Origin of the sequence: Nguyenibacter vanlangensis, assembly GCF_013376155.1 — a bacterium.
Taxonomy (GTDB): domain Bacteria; phylum Pseudomonadota; class Alphaproteobacteria; order Acetobacterales; family Acetobacteraceae; genus Gluconacetobacter; species Gluconacetobacter vanlangensis.
In genome coordinates, this window is record NZ_JABXXP010000024.1 from 1 (window position 1) to 17,184 (window position 17,184).

General features: G+C 62.6%; 16 protein-coding genes. 8 read left to right on the forward strand and 8 right to left on the reverse strand.

Annotated features, from left to right (window positions below; genetic code table 11):
- Positions 1-58: 58 nt before the first annotated feature.
- The 3 genes from cpaB to HUK84_RS03505 are packed head-to-tail and all read right to left on the reverse strand — an operon-like array spanning position 59 to position 1,625.
- Complete coding sequence (gene cpaB, locus HUK84_RS03495; RefSeq protein ID WP_176639004.1) at positions 59-880, reverse strand: Flp pilus assembly protein CpaB; 822 nt, start codon at positions 878-880, stop codon at positions 59-61.
- 13 nt (positions 881-893) lie between these two features.
- Positions 894-1,391: an A24 family peptidase gene (locus tag HUK84_RS03500; RefSeq protein ID WP_176639005.1), complete on the reverse strand. Its 498-nt coding sequence runs from the start codon at positions 1,389-1,391 to the stop codon at positions 894-896.
- A gap of 57 nt (positions 1,392-1,448) precedes the next feature.
- Positions 1,449-1,625, reverse strand: coding sequence for a Flp family type IVb pilin (locus HUK84_RS03505; protein WP_218064189.1), 177 nt, complete (start codon positions 1,623-1,625; stop codon positions 1,449-1,451).
- A gap of 546 nt (positions 1,626-2,171) precedes the next feature.
- Between HUK84_RS03505 and HUK84_RS03510 the strand changes: the two genes are divergently transcribed.
- From HUK84_RS03510 to HUK84_RS03530, 5 genes are all read left to right on the forward strand, one after another.
- Positions 2,172-3,152, forward strand: coding sequence for a glutathione S-transferase family protein (locus HUK84_RS03510; protein ID WP_176639006.1), 981 nt, complete (start codon positions 2,172-2,174; stop codon positions 3,150-3,152).
- A gap of 208 nt (positions 3,153-3,360) precedes the next feature.
- Positions 3,361-3,960, forward strand: a complete 600-nt coding sequence (gene wrbA, locus HUK84_RS03515; RefSeq protein ID WP_176639007.1) for an NAD(P)H:quinone oxidoreductase — start codon at positions 3,361-3,363, stop codon at positions 3,958-3,960.
- Between the two features lie 37 nt (positions 3,961-3,997).
- Positions 3,998-4,819 carry an alpha/beta fold hydrolase gene (locus HUK84_RS03520; protein ID WP_176639008.1) on the forward strand — a complete coding sequence of 274 codons (822 nt, stop codon included), beginning with the start codon at positions 3,998-4,000 and terminating at the stop codon, positions 4,817-4,819.
- A gap of 196 nt (positions 4,820-5,015) precedes the next feature.
- Positions 5,016-5,714, forward strand: a complete 699-nt coding sequence (locus tag HUK84_RS03525) for a pirin family protein (protein WP_176639009.1) — start codon at positions 5,016-5,018, stop codon at positions 5,712-5,714.
- A 160-nt stretch (positions 5,715-5,874) separates the two neighbouring features.
- On the forward strand, positions 5,875-7,071 hold the full coding sequence (locus HUK84_RS03530) for an MFS transporter (protein ID WP_176639010.1): 1,197 nt from the start codon (positions 5,875-5,877) through the stop codon (positions 7,069-7,071).
- Positions 7,072-7,084: 13 nt separating this feature from the next.
- Here the strand turns inward: HUK84_RS03530 and HUK84_RS03535 are convergent, their stop codons facing one another.
- The 4 genes from HUK84_RS03535 to HUK84_RS03550 form a co-directional block, all read right to left on the reverse strand.
- Positions 7,085-7,381, reverse strand: coding sequence for a GH36 C-terminal domain-containing protein (locus HUK84_RS03535; protein WP_176639011.1), 297 nt, complete (start codon positions 7,379-7,381; stop codon positions 7,085-7,087).
- An 87-nt stretch (positions 7,382-7,468) separates the two neighbouring features.
- The gene (locus HUK84_RS03540) at positions 7,469-9,808 is read right to left on the reverse strand and encodes a TonB-dependent receptor (RefSeq protein WP_176639012.1); all 2,340 of its coding nucleotides are present in this window, start codon (positions 9,806-9,808) and stop codon (positions 7,469-7,471) included.
- A gap of 349 nt (positions 9,809-10,157) precedes the next feature.
- A complete protein-coding gene (gene preA, locus HUK84_RS03545; RefSeq protein WP_176639013.1) occupies positions 10,158-11,438 on the reverse strand; it encodes an NAD-dependent dihydropyrimidine dehydrogenase subunit PreA in 1,281 nt (426 codons plus the stop codon).
- Between the two features lie 3 nt (positions 11,439-11,441).
- Entirely contained in the window at positions 11,442-12,788 is a 1,347-nt protein-coding gene (locus HUK84_RS03550; RefSeq protein ID WP_176639014.1) for an NAD(P)-dependent oxidoreductase, read from the reverse strand.
- Between the two features lie 541 nt (positions 12,789-13,329).
- On the opposite strand from HUK84_RS03550, the gene HUK84_RS03555 reads away from it, so the two are divergent.
- Together HUK84_RS03555 and HUK84_RS03560 are read left to right on the forward strand one after the other, a co-directional pair.
- Positions 13,330-14,211, forward strand: a complete 882-nt coding sequence (locus HUK84_RS03555) for an MFS transporter (protein WP_176639015.1) — start codon at positions 13,330-13,332, stop codon at positions 14,209-14,211.
- Between the two features lie 58 nt (positions 14,212-14,269).
- Positions 14,270-14,932, forward strand: a complete 663-nt coding sequence (locus tag HUK84_RS03560; RefSeq protein WP_176639016.1) for a DUF2848 domain-containing protein — start codon at positions 14,270-14,272, stop codon at positions 14,930-14,932.
- A 232-nt stretch (positions 14,933-15,164) separates the two neighbouring features.
- On the opposite strand, the gene HUK84_RS03565 is transcribed toward HUK84_RS03560, so the two are convergent.
- The gene (locus HUK84_RS03565) at positions 15,165-16,331 is read right to left on the reverse strand and encodes a pyridoxal phosphate-dependent aminotransferase (protein WP_176639017.1); all 1,167 of its coding nucleotides are present in this window, start codon (positions 16,329-16,331) and stop codon (positions 15,165-15,167) included.
- 35 nt (positions 16,332-16,366) lie between these two features.
- Between HUK84_RS03565 and HUK84_RS03570 the strand changes: the two genes are divergently transcribed.
- Positions 16,367-17,056, forward strand: a complete 690-nt coding sequence (locus tag HUK84_RS03570) for a GntR family transcriptional regulator (RefSeq protein ID WP_176639018.1) — start codon at positions 16,367-16,369, stop codon at positions 17,054-17,056.
- Positions 17,057-17,184 lie beyond the last annotated feature (128 nt).

Below are 17,184 nucleotides of genomic sequence, written 5' to 3' on the forward strand. Positions count from 1 at the left end.
AGGCAGGTCGCGACCGCAATCCGCACCAGGGCGCCGGCCAGGCGGGATTTCCCGGACATCAGTAGTGGAACTCCTTTCCGTCCGCTCCCCCCTGGTAAAGGGTCAGGGAGCGACCGTCCGCCGGATCGGATGCGTGGTCGTCATGCAATATGGCGGAAACGTCGCCAGCCCACGCCGCCGGCGGAGCCGGCTGGGGCACGGGCCCGACCTGGGCGGAGCGAACCGAAAGCGACAGGCGCCCCAGATGGACCGCCACCGACACACGCTCGGCATCGTCAGGCGTGACTTCGAGTGTCACGGTGCGGGCCTGCGGCTCATTGCTGGCCGACGCGCCCTGCACCAGCCGGCGATCGATCGCGATCACGCGGACATTCGACAGCACGGTTTCTGCGGCCACGCGATGTTCGGCCGGCAACGAGCCGGCAAATGCCTGCGTCAGGATCAGATCGACATGATCGCCAGGCCAGATCAGGCCCGCTGTCCCGGTAATCGCGTCCACGCCGACCGTGACCGCGCGCATGCCCGGCTGCAGCGCCGCAGCGAGAAAGCCGCGATCGCCCGGCCGCAGCAGATCGGTCGAACGAAGGATTGCCTGGGCCCCGACGCCGTGCAGCAGCATCGCACCCGCCAGCGCCTCACGCCCCTCGGCACTGTCCTGCGTCACGTCGGCGCCCTCCTTGCCCTGCGGCACCCGAATCGCAATGATATCCTCGGGCTTCAGCAAATTCCCCGCATCCAGAGGGCGCGCGGCCGCCAGGACCTGCAGGGTCGGGGGCGCCGCCGGCCGGGCGGTCGCCGGTGGCCGGGTGGCGATCCATGCAACGGTCCCGAATCCACCCAGGCCGACAGCCATCAGAATGAAGAAAATCAGCCGAAACATGATCAGTCACGCCCTACAGGAGAACGATAACGCTTCCGACTGCGATGGCGCACACATAGGGAAGCGGACATCCGCGATGGAGCCGCCAACGCTCGATTCGCAACACCCGCGCGATTCGCCCCCGCGGTATCGCGCCGCCGCTCCGTTCGGCGACAAAGGTCCGGGCCATGAGATAAAGGACAGCCAGAACGCCGCCCGCCAAAGTCACGGCAAGAACCAGGTCCGGGATCTGCCGAGGCTGAATCGCCAGACCGACCGCCCCGAGCAGCTTGACGTCCGCACCGCCCATCCAGCCGCGCGACCAGCAGGCGAAGCCCAGGCAAAACAGGATTCCCCCCGATATCAACCCCGCCAGCACATGATGCCGGATGATCGCAAGGGAAATACTTGACAGCGCGACAAGCGATACAAGCCAATCAGGAATCAACCGCACCGCAATATCACGAAGAGCGGCCCACAGCAGGAGGAGAGCGAAGCCCGCACCCACCCCCTGCGCCAGACATGCCTCCATGTCACACAACATAAAATCGCGTCTGAATACGGTTCTGTTCCACCGCAGAGAACAATATCAGCTTGTGACTTTATTGCTGATGGCAGAAAAGACGCCGCTCAGATTGGTACCCAATGTTGTCAGCGCGCCGATCGCGACCACCGCCACAAGCGCGGCGATCAGGCCATATTCAAGCATGGTCACGCCACGTCGATCACGCTTCAGACTCAGCAGCGTCTGCAGATACTGCATCATTACTTGACACTTTCCTTGTTTATATAAACACAAAAGCCCTTGATTCAAAGGACATCGGGAACGCACGCCCCGCAATGTGCGTGTTAAGCAATCATTAACAACCTAGCGCGAAGCTTTAAGGCTGTCCATATGGTCGCCCTGGAAAAACAGGGAAAACTTTTCCTGGTCCCCCTCATTCCGCCCCGGCCCGCCGGCCGATGCCGGCTCCGCCGCCGCAAGCGGTGCTCCAGAGCTTTCCAAATTTAAGATTTTGTGACAGCGCCATACTGGCAACAGGCGCAATATTCCTTTCCACAAGAATTCCGGCCCACAATCGGTCCGGGTCTACAAATCCAGCCTAATTCATTTCTTATTCAAAATTATATATCATATTCCTGCTACCTTGGGCACGGATCATTCTTGAATATTATTATTTCAAAATGATACGGCCAACGCGAGCCTTACGGTCTTCCGTTTTTCCTGAACACGGCATCTGTTCAGACGCGATTGATACCGTGGCCGGCCAAGCCTAGCTTTCTCCCGACACCCGAGTGCCGGAGATCATCCATGGGCATGCTCGTTGAAGGACAATGGCGTGACGTCTGGTATGACACGTCGTCGACCGGCGGTCGATTCGTCCGCACAGACGCCGCCTTTCGCAACTGGATCACCGCAGATGGGCGTCCCGGCCCGTCGGGCGGCGGGGGCTTCGTGGCCGAGGCCGGACGCTACCATCTCTATGTCTCCCTTGCCTGTCCCTGGGCGCACCGCACGCTGATCATGCGCGCCTTCAAGGGGCTGGAAGGGATGATTTCCGTGTCGGTCGTCCATTGGCTGATGCTGGAGCACGGCTGGACCTTCGCCGCGGCGCCGGGCGTGGTGCCCGATCCGCTTTTCGGCGCGGCCTTTCTTCACCAGATCTATACCGCCGCCGCGCCCCGCTATAGCGGACGCGTCACGGTGCCCGTCCTGTGGGACAAGGCACGCGGGACGATCGTCAGCAATGAATCGTCCGAGATCATCCGGATGTTCAACAGCGCCTTCGACGGGATCGGCGCGGCACCTGGCGATTTCTATCCGCAGGCGCTGCGTCCCGAGATCGATCGGATCAATGCCCGCATCTATGACACGGTCAATAACGGCGTATACAAAAGCGGTTTCGCAACCACCCAGTCAGCCTATGACGACGCGATCCTGCCGCTGTTCGACACGCTGGACTGGCTGGAGGCACGATTGTCGCGGCGGCGCTGGCTGGTCGGGCCGACCATGACCGAGGCCGATATCCGCCTGTTCACCACGCTCATCCGCTTCGATGCCGTCTATGTCGGCCATTTCAAGACCAATCTGCGCCGGATCGCGGATTATCCGCATCTTTCGGCGTATCTGCGCGACATGTACCAGACCCCCGGGGTCGCCGGCACGGTGAATTTCACGCACATCAAGAACCATTATTACCAGAGCCACCGATCGATAAATCCTCACGGCGTGGTCCCGGCGGGACCGGTGCTGGATCTGGACAGCCCGCCAAACCGCGCAGCGCTCGGCTGAATATCCGGCGATACGGGTGGGGATCGGTACAAGGCGCCTTCCGTCGGCCATGCGGCGACGCATGCGGGCTGCCGCCTTTCCGCGCTTCGGATAAAAAACGGAAACAAATACTTTCTTTCATTTTTGTTTTTGCACCCCGGAACCTGGGATAACACGTCCTTAGACGCCAATCGCCATCGTCCGGCGCCGTTCCGTCAGGAGAAGAGAAATGACCAAGGTTCTTGTTCTTTACTATTCGACATATGGCCATATGGAGACGATGGCCGAGGCAGTTGCCGCAGGCGCCCGGGCGGCGGGAGCGCAAGCCGATATCAAGCGCGTGCCCGAGACCGTGCCGGAGGACATCGCCCGCGCGAACCATTTCAAGCTGGACCAGGCCGCGCCGGTCGCGACTCCCGCCGATCTCGAAGCCTATGACGCCATCATCGTCGGTGCGCCGACCCGCTTCGGGCGCATGGCGTCGCAGATGGCTGCCTTCTGGGACCAGACCGGCAGCTTGTGGTTCAAGGGCGCGCTGATCGGCAAGGTCGGCGCGGCGTTCACCTCGACGGCGACACAGCATGGGGGGCAGGAAACCACCCTGTTCTCGATCATCACCAATCTGCTGCATCATGGGATGGTCATCAGCGGACTGCCTTATAATTTCCAGGGCCAGATGCGCCTGGACGAGATCACCGGCGGTGCGCCCTATGGCGCGACCACCATCGCCGCCGGCGATGGTTCCCGCGCGGTCAGTGCCAACGAACGCGATGGCGCGCATTTCCTCGGCCAGCGCGTCGCACAGCTTGCCGCCAAGCTTGCAGACTGATTTCCCCCTTCCCTCCAGAATGCGAGAAAGACCCGCCATGACCATCCTGACAACACGTGACGGCACGGAAATCTATTACAAGGACTGGGGCACGGGACAGCCGGTCCTGTTCAGCCATGGCTGGCCGCTCAGCGCCGACATGTGGGACCATCAGATGCTGCATCTGGCCCAGAACGGCTATCGCGCCATCGCCTTCGACCGGCGGGGCTTCGGCCGGTCGAGCCAGCCCTGGACCGGTTATGATTACGACACCTTTGCCGACGATATCGCCCAACTGATCGACCATCTGGACCTGCGGGACATCGTCCTGGTGGGCTTCTCGATGGGGGGCGGGGATATCGTGCGCTATATCACCCGCCACGGCGACAGCCGGGTTTCCAAGCTGGTCCTGATCAGTGCGGTCACGCCCTTCTTCATCAGGACCGACGACCATCCCGACGGCGTGCCGGCGGAAATATTCGACGCCATCCGTGCCGGAATCACCAACGACCGCGCGCAATTCCTGGATGACTTCAACACGATCTTCTACGGCACCAACCGACCGGACAGCACCGTATCCAAAGGCGTGCTGACCCAGACGCTGCAGATCGCGCTGCAGGCCTCGATCAAGGGTACCATCGACTGCGTCACCGCGTTCTCGGAAACCGATTTCCGGAAGGAAATGGCCGATATCCGCGTGCCGACCCTGATCATCCATGGCGACGACGATCAGACGGTGCCGCTTGCCCCCACCGCCGCGCTGGCGGCCAGGATCGTACCGGGCGCGCAGTTCAAGATCTATCCCGGCGCGCCACACGCGACCTGCACGACGCATAAGGACCTGGTCAACCAGGACCTGCTGACCTTCATCCGCGGATAAGGCAATCGCCAGTCATCGGGCTTGCGCCGCGCGACCCATGGGTCGCGCGGCGCTTGGCGTTTCTGGGGCCGGAAATCCATGGCATTCGATCATGCATCTTTTGGAATCAATGCATTTCCGTCATTTCCATTTAAACGATGATCGCCGCGATCTATCTCTTTTCGTGTAGCAGGCCAATACGGCCGGGAGGCATCACATGATAGACGTCAGATCATTCGACAGCCTGGGCGGAGCCGATCATGGCTGGCTGAAGGCGAAACATCATTTCTCCTTCGCGGAATATCGCGATCCCGAGCGCGTGCATTGGGGCAATCTGCGGGTCTGGAACGACGACACCATCGCGCCGGGCACGGGCTTTCCCGCCCATCCGCACCGCGACATGGAAATCATCACCTATGTCCGCAAGGGCGCGATCACCCACCAGGACAATCTGGGCAACAAGGGCCGTACCGAGGCCGGCGACGTGCAGGTGATGTCCGCCGGCACCGGCATCACGCACAGCGAATACAACCTGGAGCCGGGCGAGACCCAGATCTTCCAGATCTGGATCATCCCCACCGGGCACGGCAAGGCGCCAAGCTGGGGGGCCCGTCCGTTCCCCAGGGAGAATCGGGCCGGTCATTTCGTCACCCTGGCCTCGGGCTATGACAGCGATGCCGACGCGCTGCCGATCCGCACCGATGCCCGCGTTCTGGGCGCGACGCTGAAGGCCGGCCAGACCGCCGAGTATGTCCTGGGCACCGAGCGCTTCGCCTATCTGGTGCCCGCCACGGGCGCGGTCGAGATCGACGGCGTGCGGGTCAATGCCCGCGACGGCGCCGCAATCTCAAAAACCGACACCCTGCGCGTCACCGCCCTGGAGGACGCCGAAATCGTCCTGGTCGACGCCGCCTGACCGGCCATCTGAAGGACCCTGCCTGAAGGGCCAAGACCATCGCCGCGCAGGCAACGCCGCGGCGATGGTCAGCCATGGCCGAGACGTCCTTCGGCCATGCATACGGCCATGCATAGATCAAGCCACCCAATATCAAGCCACTCGGGGAACGCCGTCATCCATGAGCCACGCACAGACCTTATCCCCGTCGATCCTGTCCGTTCCGCTTGGACGGGCCGTCACGTTCGCGATGGCCGCCGCCGCGGGGATCGCGGTCGCCAATATCTATTATAACCAGCCGATGCTTGGCGTCATCGAAAACGCCTTCCCGTCCTCCGGGGCGCCCGCGCTGATTCCCACCGCCACGCAGCTCGGATACGCATTCGGTCTTGTATTGCTGGTGCCGCTGGGCGATCTGCTGGATCGCCGTCGCCTGATCGTCGCGCAGTTCATCGCCCTGGCCACGGTCCTGATCGTTTCCGCCATGGCGCCCACGGCGGGGCTGCTTGTCGTGGCTTCGGCCTTGCTGGGGGCGGCCGCCACGGTCGCCCAGCAGATCGTCCCCTTCGCCGCGTCGCTGGCGACGCCCGAACAGCGCGGCCGCACCGTCGGAACGGTCATGAGCGGGTTGCTGTCCGGCATATTGCTCAGCCGCACATTGGCGGGGTTTGTCGCCGCGCATTTCGGCTGGCGCCAGATGTTCTGGCTGGGGGTGCCGATGGCCCTGGTCGCGGCCGGCCTCATGCTCGTCGTCCTCCCCCGCAAGCATCCGCAGGCGGATATCGGGTATGGGTTTGCGCTGAAATCCCTCTTTCATCTCTGGCGGGACGAACCCGTATTGCGGCGGGCCACGGCCGCACAAGCGGCACTTTTCGCGTCCTTTACCGCATTCTGGACCATTCTTGCCCTGCACCTGCAGGAACCCGCCTTTCACATGGGTCCCGATATCGCCGGTCTGTTCGGAATTGTCGGGGCCGTCGGCGTCTTCGCCGCGCCGCTTGCCGGGCGCGTCGCCGATCGCCACGGCCCCCACTGGGCCATTTCGGCCGGCGCCCTGCTGACCGTGCTGGCGTGGCTGATCTTCGGCCTGTGGAACGGCCTGGCGGGTCTTGTCGTCGGCGTCATCATGCTCGACCTGGGGGTTCAGGGCGCCCTGGTCTCGCACCAGCATGTCGTTTTCGCCCTGCATCCGCAGGCGCGCAGCCGCCTGAACACGATCTTCATGACCGGCATGTTCCTCGGCGGCGCCATCGGTTCGGCAGTGGCCACCTGGGCCTGGCACATGGGAGGATGGGGCGCCGTCACCATTCTGGGAACCGTCGCCGCGCTGCTGGCCATCCTGGTACGGATAGGCGCGCATTCCAATTCCGTCAGGTGAGTTGCCCAGCCCGTCAAAGGGCGCGGCATTCCAGCACCACCGCGCTCTGTGGCCAGAGATTCGGCATGACGATGCCGATCTGACTCATCAGCAATGCCCCCGCCATGTGCAGCCTCCCTTCGGCGATGGCACGCTGCGCCGCCGTCAGGGGCAGGTCCATGGCCGATGGCATGCCGTTCGGGGCCGGCGCGCCGAGGCGATAGCCGCATCCCGGATCAAGACCAGGCAGACGGGTCGGCGCGGGATATTGCGCGGCGGACGTCGTGTCCTGAACCAGCAGGTAGACGGCGTGACGCCGATCCTCGGACACGATGCCGAAATCGTCATGATCGCATTTCCACGAAATATACGCCGGTCATCGGGCCCGGCCACGACGCGCGGCCGGGCTTGGAAACATTCAGAAACCGGCCGAAATGCTTCCCGCGATGGAGAACGGAGCCTGGATATAGTACGAGGCGCCGCCATCGATACCGGCGCCATTCACGCCGGAGAGATAATGCGAATTCGCAAGGTTGGAGACGTTAAGCTGAATCTGCGGCGCCTTGAGCACGCCGAAATTGTTCATGCGATAGCCGACGGTGATCGAATCGGCGATGTAAGACGGGATCTTTTCAGCGTTCATGAAGTCGCCGTACTGGGAACCGACATATTTCAGGTTCAGGTTGCCGAAGAGATGTCCGTCATCGTAATCCAGACCGAGCGTCCCCATGGCGTGAGGGCTGCCGGGCGCGACATTGCCGCGCGTGTTCCAATAGGTTGTGATTCCGGTTGCCGCGTTGCTGGACTGGATCAGATTATTGTCTACCCGCGTATGCAGATACTCGAACGACAAATATGGCCGCAGGTGATAGAGGATCGGCCGGGTGCCGAGCTGGATGTCGACGCCCCGCGTGGTCTGGCCGCCCGCGTTGCCCGAGACGCTCCGCTGTCCGCCGAATTGGTCGTAGACCGTATAGCCATATTGGCGATTGGTGAAATTATAGTTGAAGAACGCAACGTCCGCGACCAGCCATGATCCGTTATAACGGTATCCCAGCTCTTCCTCGATCGAATATTCCGGCTTCTGCAGTGATGCGCTCTGCGTCAGGTTGCCCGACGTGTCATATTGGGTGACCAGCGAATTCGCATTCGGCATACGAAAATTCGTCGCACCCGTGACATAGACCTGATGATGCTGATTGAAGCGATAGCTCGCCGCCACCTGCGGCAGTGGTTCGTTGACATTGCCCCTGGTGTGGAATGGCGCACCGGGCTGCTCATTCGTGACCAGCCGCGACATCATCGCGTCCTTGAACCCGGCCTCCAGCAGCAGGTGGTCCCGCAGCAGATGCAGACGGTCTCCGACATAGAGCATGTTGATCTCGGTCGTGACGTGATAATGATAGGCGTCGTAATACTGACCATTGCTCATCAGGTAGCGATAGCTGTTATCATTGCCCCAGACGTTTAACGGGTCTCCATTTTGCTGATATTCGACCGGATGCTGGTTGTCCTGATCGGACCATTCATACCACCAGCCGCCCGTCAGTTCGTTGATTCCGGTCTTGAGCGTGGCGCGCAGGTTATTGCCGGCGCGGTTTTCGGTGATCGTGTAGGGATTATAGACAAGCTGGGCCGGCCCGGCATAGGAGACGCCGGCGACGGTCACCGGGGTGTTGCCGAAATAGGTCTGGCCGCCCGCGCCCCCGATCATGCCGGCGCTGCCGCCGCCGCCATTGCCGGCCCACAGATAAGCCGTGTCATCGATGCTGAGATTCCGGGAGAGCCGGATATGCGTCGGCAGAGAAACGACGACGTTGTTGAACGGATTCCGATGGAATTTGTAATACATTCCAGGATTGTTCGGATCCAGTCGTCCGTCGTAATTGCACCCGAATCCACAATTGTTCCAACCCGCCAGGCTGACGCCGTTATCGAGCTGGTTGATCTGGTTGTTCCAGGCCACGACCAGTCCGGTATGGCTGCCGCCAGCGAAATCCTTGACGAGCTTGAAATCGACGTGGCGCTTGATATAGCCGCCGGGCCCGCGCCAATCGTCTCCCAACGCATGCGAAAAGGAGACGAAGGCCCGCACGCCGCTCTGTCCGATCTCACCCGTGTCGAACCGTGCAAATTGTCTGTATGTATTGTAATTGCCGAATGCGGCATCGACATAGCCGCCGATCGCGGCAGCCGGGTCGCGCATGTTCATGCTGACCAGGCCACCCGAGGCGGCGACGGTCGGCGTATCGAAATTGGCCGACCCGGGCTGCACGGACATCTGTTCCAGGTTTTCGGCATCGATGACTTCGTTGGCGTACATCGTGCCGCCGCCGATATCGTTCAGCGGCACGCCCTCCATCAGCCATCCGATCTGGTCGGATGTCATGCCGCGCACCGTGACCGTGCCGCCACCGAAGCCGAACGGATCGGCATTTTGCACGTTCGCGCCGGGCAGCATCGCCATCAACTGGATCGGGTTCGATGTCGGGCTTTGCTTGGCGATGTAATCGCGCGACAGAGTCTGCACAGTCTTGGGCGCCGTCTCGACACGCATGATTCCGCCGCCGACCGCCGTCCGCGTCACGCCGCCAGGGGTCACGTGCGCGGAAATCTGGATCTCTTCACCATGGGGAGCGGCGCGGGCTTTCGCGGGGTCGTGCTGCGGCGAGACGGTCTGCGCAGAGGCTGCCTGTCCGGCGATCGCCGAGGACGCGAGCACCGTCCCTGAAAGAAGTGCAAGAACCGAGATACGCATCTTATACACACCCTTCACTGCATACGAGTTTTCTGGAACGAGAGAATCTCCATGCGTAACGTTCTATGGATTGCGGCCTGCGTTACGTCACGAGAACGAGATGATCTTATCGCCTCTCATTTTGATATCACAACATTTTTCTGACCAAACGATCAGTTTTTTTGATTCGCTGGAGGGTCCACTCGGGAGAGCACAGCGGGGCCGCGCGATCCCGCGTCCCCGGCACCATGGATGCGCTGCGAAGGCGGAAGGATAAACCGGCCAACACCCCTGTCCGGTGGACCGGCCATCCTCGATCGGATCGGCGATGCCTGCTTCCCGGCAGGCACCTATACGAAGCGCGCGCCCCTCAGCCGGCCTCCGCCGGGGCGAGGCGGGCGGGGTTGTTCGGATGATCGGGCCAGGTCAAGACCTCATCGACCGGCTGGGGCACCATTGTGATGCAGTGATCCACCGGGCAAACATGCGCGCACAGATTGCACCCTACGCACTCGGCGTCGATCACTTCATAGCGCCGCTCGTCGCCGGCGCCGGTCCTGGCGATCGCCTGGTGGGAGGTGTCCTCGCAGGCGATGTGGCACAAGCCGCATTTGATGCAGGCATCCTGGTCGATCTCGGCGAGCGTCTTGAATTTCAGGTTCAACTGGTTCCAGTTGACGAAATTCGGCACGGCACGCCCCGTCACGTCGGCGATCGTCGCAAAGCCCTTGTCGTCCATCCAGTTGGACAGGCCGTCGATCATATCCTCGACGATACGAAAGCCGTAATGCATGGCCGCGGTGCAGACCTGGAGCGTGCTGGCCCCCATGACCAGGAATTCCGCAGCGTCACGCCAGTTCGAAATGCCGCCGATACCCGAAATCGGCAGCACGGACGTCTCCGGGGTGCGGGCGATCTCGCCCAGCATGCGCAGCGCGATCGGCTTGACGGCCGGCCCGCAATACCCGCCATGGGTGCCCAGCCCGCCCACCACCGGCATCGGCGCCATCGCGTCGAGATCGACCGCGACAATGGACTGGATCGTATTGATCAGCGACACCGCATCCGCACCGCCTTGCAGGGCCGCGCGCGCAGGCATCAAAATGTTGGTGATGTTGGGGGTCAGTTTCACGATGGTCGGCATGCGGGTGTTCTGCTTGACCCAGCGCGTGACCATCTCGACATATTCGGGCACCTGGCCCACCGCCGAGCCCATGTTGCGTTCCGACATGCCGTGCGGACAGCCGAAATTGAGTTCGATGCCGTCCGCGCCGGTCTCTTCCACCAGCGGCAGGATGCGCTTCCAGCTTTCCTCGACACAGGGCACCATCAGGCTTACGACGATGGCACGGTCGGGATAGTCGCGTTTGACCGATTTGATTTCGGCCAGATTCACCGCCAGGGGGCGGTCGGTGATCAGTTCGATATTATTCAGGCCGACCAGGCGGTCGCCATTATAGTTGAACGCGCCGTAGCGGCTGCTGACATTGACCACCGGCGGGTCCTCGCCCAGCGTCTTCCACACCACGCCGCCCCATCCCGCCTCCAGGGCCCGGCGGACGTTGTACTCCTTGTCGGTGGGCGGAGCCGAGGCCAGCCAGAACGGGTTGGGCGAGCGAATACCGGCCAGGTTGCTGCGGAGATCGGCCATCGTTCAGGCTCCTGCTGCGCCGACCAGGTCGGCATGAATGGTTTCCGCCGCATTGCGGCCATCGCGGACCGCCGCGACCGTCAGATCCTCGCCCGGCGTGCAGTCCCCGCCGGCATAGACACCGTCACGGGATGTGCGCCCGTGCGCATCGACCATGATGCGACCGTTCGCGACGTCGATCCAATCCTCATCCAGTGGATCGGGCAGGAAGAGCTGACCGACCGCCTTCAGCACCATGTCGGCCGCCAGCGTGAATTCGCCCAGCGCATAGTCGGGCTTGCCATCAACCAGGTGGCCGCGGGCAAAGGTCACCGAACCGACCGCGCCATTCGTCCCTTCGATCCGGGCGGGCGCAGCCCAATAGCGGATGGCGACGTTGTTCGTCTGCGCCCATTCCTGCTCGACAGGCGTTGCCGACATGGTGTCCGCGCCCCGCCGATAAACCAGCGTCACCTCCTCCGCCCCCAGGCGCTTGGCCTGCACGGCGGCATCCACCGCCGTATTGCCGCCACCGATCACGACCACGCGACGCCCGACAGGCACGTCGCCCCTGGTGGAGGACCGGCGTACCGCCTCGATGAAATCGACGGCGTTCAGCACGCCGTCCAGTTGCTCGCCCGGAATGCCGAGCGCCCGTACGCCGGCCTGGCCGATCCCGAGGAAGACCGCGTCATAGGCCGCCTCCAGCGCGGCCAGGGTGAAGTCGCGCCCCAGGACCTTGCCGGCTTCGATCGTGATGCCGCCGATCGCGGTCACGAAATCGATTTCCCGCTGGGCGAAATCATCCGGGAGCTTGTAGGCGGCGATGCCATATTCGTTCAGCCCCCCAGCCTTCGGCCGGGCGTCGAAGACCGTGACGTCATGCCCATGCATGGCCAGGCGATGCGCGCACGCCAGGCCGGCCGGCCCCGCCCCCACGACGGCGACATGCCTGCCGGTCGCCGCCGCGCGCGAGAATGGCTGCCCCCGATGCGTCATCTGCCAATCGGTGGCGTGGCGCTGCAGGGCGCCGATCGCGATCGGCTTTTCCTCTTGAGCATTCCGCACGCAGGCGTGCTCACACAGGATTTCGGTGGGACAGACACGGGCGCAGGATCCGCCCAGAATATTCGATTCCAGAATCGTCCGCGCCGAACCGGCGAGATTGCCCGATGCGATTTTCTTGATGAACCCCGGAATGTCGATGCCCGTGGGGCAGGCCTCGATGCAAGGTGCGTCATAACAGAAATAGCACCGGTCCGCCTCGATAACCGCCTGGTTATCGGTCAGCGGCGGATGCGCATCGGCAAAATTGCGCGCAAGCTCCTCGGGCGAAAGGCGGCTTGCGGCGATGTCAGGGGCCTGATCCACGACGAGAACTCTCCACCATGTACGTCACGATCAGGATGACAGAGTTGGTATCCGTTCCGCAACAAATAACTTGACCATTCAGTCAGAAAAGACCGGATTCTGATCCACTCCATTTTTGTCGGAAATTTTTTGAACATATTTTAATCATTTAGCGTATATTTTAATCATCCAGATCGCCCCCGTCTGCAAGCCTGCCGTCACGGTTTCAACCGGCGCAGTTTATTCCCATCATCCGCCTCTGGGGACGCTTTATGATCGGCGATCGTTGCTGACGGACTTTTTGTCGTCGCATCCCCTGAAACCGACGCAGGCTTCCCTCCTGACCGGAATTCGGAGAGAGGACCATGCGACACGACGGACGACAGCGCTCCCGTGTGGGGGACCATATCGACGCAGCCGGATCTGTTCGGCGACAAGAGAGCCGATCCACCCTGTCCGAACCTGACCTGGAATGCCCTCCAGCAGGCGGGGAACGATTTGCTATCGATGACGGCTCGCCTGATCCTCGATCACGTGTGCGGTCGCGGAATGGGCGGGCGCGGTGCTGCTGACCGTGGAACATGGCGCCGCGGGCCGACGCGGCCTGAACGCATCCTGGGCGCAGGTGGGCCCGGGCGTGGGCACGATCCTGTCGTCTGCGGTGATAGGCCTGATGACGGCGACGCTCGACAACGACCAGTTCGTCGGCTGGGGATGGCGCTTTCCGTTCGCTCTCAGCGGCCTGCTGATCATTTTTGGCCTCATCCTGCGTCGCTCCATCGCCGAAACGCCGATGTTCCAGGACCTGCAGCGCAGGGCCGCGGTCATCCGGTCGCCGGTCGGCCTGCTGTTGCGCCGGCACAGGCGCGGGCTGCTGGCCGCCGCCAGTTCGCGCGTCGGTCCGGACGTGCTCTATGCGCTGCTGGTCGTCTTCAGCATCACCTATGTCAACCAGATCGACGGGTTGTCGCGCCGCGTCATCCTGACGGCGCTGCTGGCCGGGTCCGCCTGCGGCGTGATCATGACGATGCTTTACGGCTGGCTCAGCGACCGGATCGGACCGCGCCCGATCTTCGCGGCCGGCCTGCTGTGCGGAATTCCCGTCGCATTTGCGTTCTTTCCCTTGGCCGACACCCGGCAGGGCCCATTGATCGTCCTGATCATGGCGGCGGGGCTGGGCGTCCACGCCGCGATGTACGCCGTCCAGGGGGCGATCATCACCCAGCAGTTTCCACCTGCCATCCGCTATACCGGCGCCTCCATCGCATACACGTTCGGCAGCCTGGCCGGCGGGGGCGCGTTCGCGCCACTGATCATGGCCACCCTATTCAGGGAAACGTCCTCGACCCTGGCCATCTCGCTGTACACGCTCGCCGCGCTGGCGGTCAGCGGCGCCGGAATGCTGGCGGCCAGGATGCCGGATGGCGACGACACCGATCCCTGACGGTCTGCCTCAACGTTCCTTCATCCCATCGGACAACGATCCAGTTCGGAACAAGACCATGAAGACCTATTCCGTATCCCTGCCTGCCGTACAAGACGTCGTCATCGCCGGATGGGCCGGCCGCGACCGGCAGGACGTCGACCATCACATCCAGGAACTGGCCGCCATCGGTGTGGCTCCGCCGACCAGCACCCCGCTGTTCTATCGGGTCTCGGCCGACCGCATCACACAGGCTGAGGCGATTGAGGTCGTCGGCAAAGACACGTCCGGCGAGGTCGAGCCCGTCCTGGTCTGGTCGCCGGATGGCCTGCTGGTGGGCGTCGGCTCCGACCATACCGACCGCGCCAGTGAAGCCTACAACGTCGCCCTGTCGAAGCAATTATGCCCCAAGATCGTGGGCACGCAATTCTGGCATTTCGACGATGTCCGGGACCGCTGGGACAGCCTGGTCCTTCGTGCCTTCTGCGAAATCGACGGCGCCCGATCCCTGTATCAGGAAGGCGTGCTGTCTGCCCTTCTACTGCCGGAGGAACTGATCGAGACCCGCCGCGCCCGAGACAACGGCCGGTTCCAGGACGGCAGCGTGATGTTCTGCGGCACCGTCCCCACGGCCGCGGGCATTTTCCGCGCGGATGCCTGGACCGTCGAACTGTACGACCCGCAGACTGGCATAACCCTGCGCCATCGCTATACGGTGCGCGAACTGCCCCTCATCGCCTGATCGGCCGCGCCAGGACGACAGAGCAATATGACCCGTGCCACCCCCACACCGACCACCGGACCGCACGACATCGTCGACCGGGTGGCGCGACGCCTGGCCATCCTGAACGATCCGGCACGACCCGAACGGCAAGCCTTTCGCGTGATCCACACCGACCCCGCGCTGCAGGCGACCGAGGCCTCGGCCCGGCGCACGCACGGGACGTGGCGCTGGGTCCGCTGGACGGGCGCTGCTATAAACCCAGCGCCATCCGGACGCGGCTACCGAGACCTGCCAAACGCTCGACGGGCTCATTTGCAAATACGAAACGGATATAGTGTTCCCCATGCTGCATGCCCCACCCCCGCATTCCGGTTGCGCACACGCCATGCGTCAGCAAGCGATCCGACATAGCGGCACCGTCCAGGCCGAAATCGGACACCCGTAGCAGCATCGACCACCCTCCGGCAGGAACACCTACAGGCAGCCCCGCCAATTCATCCAGCATTACGTCACGCCGTCTTTGCAGTTCAGCAACGTAGGGTGGCAGCGTCTCCGCAGAGCGCTCCAGCGCAACAGCGACGGCATCCTGCGCTATACCAACCGGCACCACGACATTGGCCAGCGATACCGCGACGATATCCGGCAGAAACGCCTCGGGGGCCACGATCCAACCTACACGCCAACCAATCATGCGCAGTTCCTTTGCGGACGATCCGACAAAAATCGTCCGCTCTGCCATGCCCGGCAGAGCAACTGGATGCTGCACAGGACGCCCGTCGAAGGTCAGCCGCTCCATGGCGCTGTCGATGATCAACAGCAGATCGTGCCGAACGCACAGATCGCCTACGGCCTGCCAGTCGTCGCTGTCCAGCATGGCGCCGCTCGGCATGGAGGGCGACATGAGCAGCATCGCCTTCGTTTTTGGGCCGATGACGGCCGCCAGAGCTTCGCGATCGAACGTCCAGACGTCACCCGGATGAAAGATGAACGGCACGAAACGCGGCACACCGCCAGCCAGACGGATGCGGTTGATCAATCCGGCATAGGTCGGATCGGTCACGATAACCTCGTCGCCGACATCGATTGTCGCCAGCAGCACGTTCAGGATGCCGGAGAGGCCGCCGGCCGAGATAACGCAGTTCTGCCGCCCGTCATAGGACAGACCGGTCAATGCCGAAACATGCGCCGCCGCGATTTCCCGCAACCGACTCTGTCCGACAAACGGCAGATAGCTGTTGTCGGCGTCTCGGGAAGCAGCTTGCCTCGTGCGCGCCACGGCTTCCGGATCCGGCGGAATATCAACATCCAGGTTTTCCAGCCGAAGGTAGTCGCGCTGAGATGTGTCCGCGACCTCACCCATCCGATCGACGCCGATTCCGGCAATATCGCGCAACTGCGCGGGGCGAATATGGACCATGGCGTTTCCTCGTATAATAGATTATCTATGATTTCATGAGGCAGACAATCACGCAATCCCTCCCCGATGACGATCGTTCGATCGCAGGCCAGATCACCCGTGCACTCGCCGGACGCATTATCTCCGGCGCTCTCGAACCGGGGACGCCCTTGCGGCAGGATCATATCGCAGAAGAATTTCGGTCCAGCCACGTGCCGGTACGGGAAGCCTTTCAACGGCTCGAAGCGCAAGGACTTGTCACCCGCGAACCACGAAAAGGTGTCAGGGTCACTGCCATCGAACCCGCTTCCGTATTCGAGATCACCGAGATGCGCGCGGCACTTGAGACCCTTGCACTACGTCATGCCGCACCTCGTATTACGACGACGACCATCGAGACTGCGGCACGCACTCTTGAAGCGGATGACGCCAGCGAAAACATCATGACGTGGGAAGCGGCGAACCAAGCCTTCCACCGCACCATTCTTCAGCCATGCGGGATGCCGCGCCTGCTGGAAAATATAGATCAGCTCCAACGCATGAGCGCGCGTTTCCTGTTCGCCACATGGCAGAGGCTGGATTGGCAGCACCATTCGGACGAAGAGCATCGGGCCATCATCATTGCCCTGAGCCGCCGTGACGTGGAGGAGGCAGAACGGATACTCCGGTTACATATCCTTCAGGCCGGTCAGGCGCTCGTGGCATATCTGACCAATCATCAAAACAGCATGCCGAGAGAATCATGACCCGCTTACCTCCGCTCGTAAGCATCCGGCGAGAGACGCGGGCGTGTTCATGCGACGTTGGTATGATGGGGCTGTGTTGAGGCTTTCCAGTTCCAGGGGAGGAGTTCGTGCAGGCGTGAGACCGGCTG